The sequence below is a fragment of the Hydrogenophaga sp. PML113 genome (assembly GCF_001777155.1).
In the GTDB taxonomy this organism is placed as follows: domain Bacteria; phylum Pseudomonadota; class Gammaproteobacteria; order Burkholderiales; family Burkholderiaceae_C; genus Hydrogenophaga; species Hydrogenophaga borbori.
The window spans coordinates 140,001-142,500 of the sequence record NZ_MIYM01000009.1 but is presented as its reverse complement, the minus strand read 5'-3'; the positions used below and the strand labels follow the sequence as shown (position 1 = coordinate 142,500).

General features: G+C 52.9%; 2 rRNA genes (both only partly in view). Both read left to right on the top strand.

From position 1 onward, the window contains the following. Window positions 1–2,314, top strand: a 23S ribosomal RNA gene (locus tag BHU06_RS17310); it begins 560 nt to the left of the window's first position. A gap of 155 nt (window positions 2,315–2,469) precedes the next feature. After that, window positions 2,470–2,500 (top strand): 5S ribosomal RNA (gene rrf, locus BHU06_RS17305) (it continues 82 nt past the right edge of the window).

Sequence of the window (2,500 nt, the reverse complement as noted above, 5' to 3'; positions counted from 1 at the left end):
ATAATGGGTCAGCGACTTACATTCAGTGGCGAGCTTAACCGAATAGGGTAGGCGCAGGGAAACCGAGTCCGAATAGGGCGATTCAGTCGCTGGGTGTAGACCCGAAACCAGGTGATCTATCCATGGCCAGGATGAAGGTGCCGTAACAGGTACTGGAGGTCCGAACCGACTAGTGTTGCAAAACTAGCGGATGAGCTGTGGATAGGGGTGAAAGGCTAAACAAACCTGGAAATAGCTGGTTCTCTCCGAAAACTATTTAGGTAGTGCCTCAAGTATTACCGTCGGGGGTAGAGCACTGTTTTGGCTAGGGGGTCATGGCGACTTACCAAACCAAGGCAAACTCCGAATACCGATGAGTACAGCTTGGGAGACAGAGCACCGGGTGCTAACGTCCGGACTCAAGAGGGAAACAACCCAGACCGCCAGCTAAGGTCCCTAAAATTGGCTAAGTGGGAAACGAAGTGGGAAGGCTAAAACAGTCAGGATGTTGGCTTAGAAGCAGCCATCATTTAAAGAAAGCGTAATAGCTCACTGATCGAGTCGTCCTGCGCGGAAGATGTAACGGGGCTCAAGCCAGTTACCGAAGCTGCGGATTCGCCAGCAATGGCGAGTGGTAGGAGAGCGTTCTGTAAGCCTGTGAAGGTGGCTTGTAAAGGCTGCTGGAGGTATCAGAAGTGCGAATGCTGACATGAGTAGCGTTAAAGCGGGTGAAAAGCCCGCTCGCCGTAAGCGCAAGGTTTCCTACGCAACGTTCATCGGCGTAGGGTGAGTCGGCCCCTAAGGCGAGGCAGAGATGCGTAGCTGATGGCAAGCAGGTCAATATTCCTGCACCGATCACAAGTGCGATGTGGGGACGGATCTTAATAGGTTATCCGGGTGTTGGATGTCCCGGTTTAGGCAGAAGTAGGCGTGCGTCAGGCAAATCCGGCGCGCATATACCGAGGCTGCCGATCGAGCGAGCTTGCTCGCGAAGTAACTGAACGAGGTCCCAGGAAAAGCCACTAAGCTTCAGCTTGTGATCGACCGTACCGCAAACCGACACTGGTGCGCGAGATGAGTATTCTAAGGCGCTTGAGAGAACTCGGGAGAAGGAACTCGGCAAATTGACACCGTAACTTCGGAAGAAGGTGTGCCCTAGTAGTGTGTAGTGAACAACGAAGCACGAACGGGTTGCAAAAAATAGGTGGCTGCGACTGTTTATTAAAAACACAGCACTCTGCAAACACGAAAGTGGACGTATAGGGTGTGACGCCTGCCCGGTGCTGGAAGATTAATTGATGGGGTGCAAGCTCTTGATCGAAGTCCCAGTAAACGGCGGCCGTAACTATAACGGTCCTAAGGTAGCGAAATTCCTTGTCGGGTAAGTTCCGACCTGCACGAATGGCGTAACGATGGCCACACTGTCTCCTCCCGAGACTCAGCGAAGTTGAAATGTTTGTGATGATGCAATCTCCCCGCGGAAAGACGGAAAGACCCCATGAACCTTTACTGTAGCTTTGTATTGGACTTTGAACAGATCTGTGTAGGATAGGTGGGAGGCTTTGAAGCCCGGTCGCTAGATCGGGTGGAGCCAACGTTGAAATACCACCCTGGTGTGTTTGAGGTTCTAACCTAGGTCCATTATCTGGATCGGGGACAGTGCATGGTAGGCAGTTTGACTGGGGCGGTCTCCTCCCAAAGCGTAACGGAGGAGTTCGAAGGTACGCTAGGTACGGTCGGACATCGTGCTAATAGTGCAATGGCATAAGCGTGCTTAACTGCGAGACTGACAAGTCGAGCAGATGCGAAAGCAGGACATAGTGATCCGGTGGTTCTGTATGGAAGGGCCATCGCTCAACGGATAAAAGGTACTCTGGGGATAACAGGCTGATACCGCCCAAGAGTTCATATCGACGGCGGTGTTTGGCACCTCGATGTCGGCTCATCTCATCCTGGGGCTGTAGCCGGTCCCAAGGGTATGGCTGTTCGCCATTTAAAGAGGTACGTGAGCTGGGTTTAAAACGTCGTGAGACAGTTTGGTCCCTATCTTCCGTGGGCGCTGCAGATTTGAGGAAGCCTGCTCCTAGTACGAGAGGACCGGAGTGGACGCACCTCTGGTGTACCGGTTGTCACGCCAGTGGCATTGCCGGGTAGCTAAGTGCGGAAGAGATAACCGCTGAAAGCATCTAAGCGGGAAACTCGTTCCAAGATGAGATCTGCCGGGGCCTTGAGCCCCCTGAAGGGTCGTCGTAGACCACGACGTTGATAGGCTGGGTGTGGAAGCGCAGCAATGCGTTAAGCTAACCAGTACTAATTGCCCGTGCGGCTTGACCCTATAACTTTGATGTCTCACATCAACAGCAAATGCAACGATATGCCAATCGTTGTCGCAATCAAATGAAACGCTGATCGATCCGCCGCAACATGCGCGGATCACGACTCTATGAATCCGCTTGGCTGAACCAATCAGCAGCCAAGCAACCCGTTATGCCTGACGACCATAGCAAGGTGGCCCCACTCC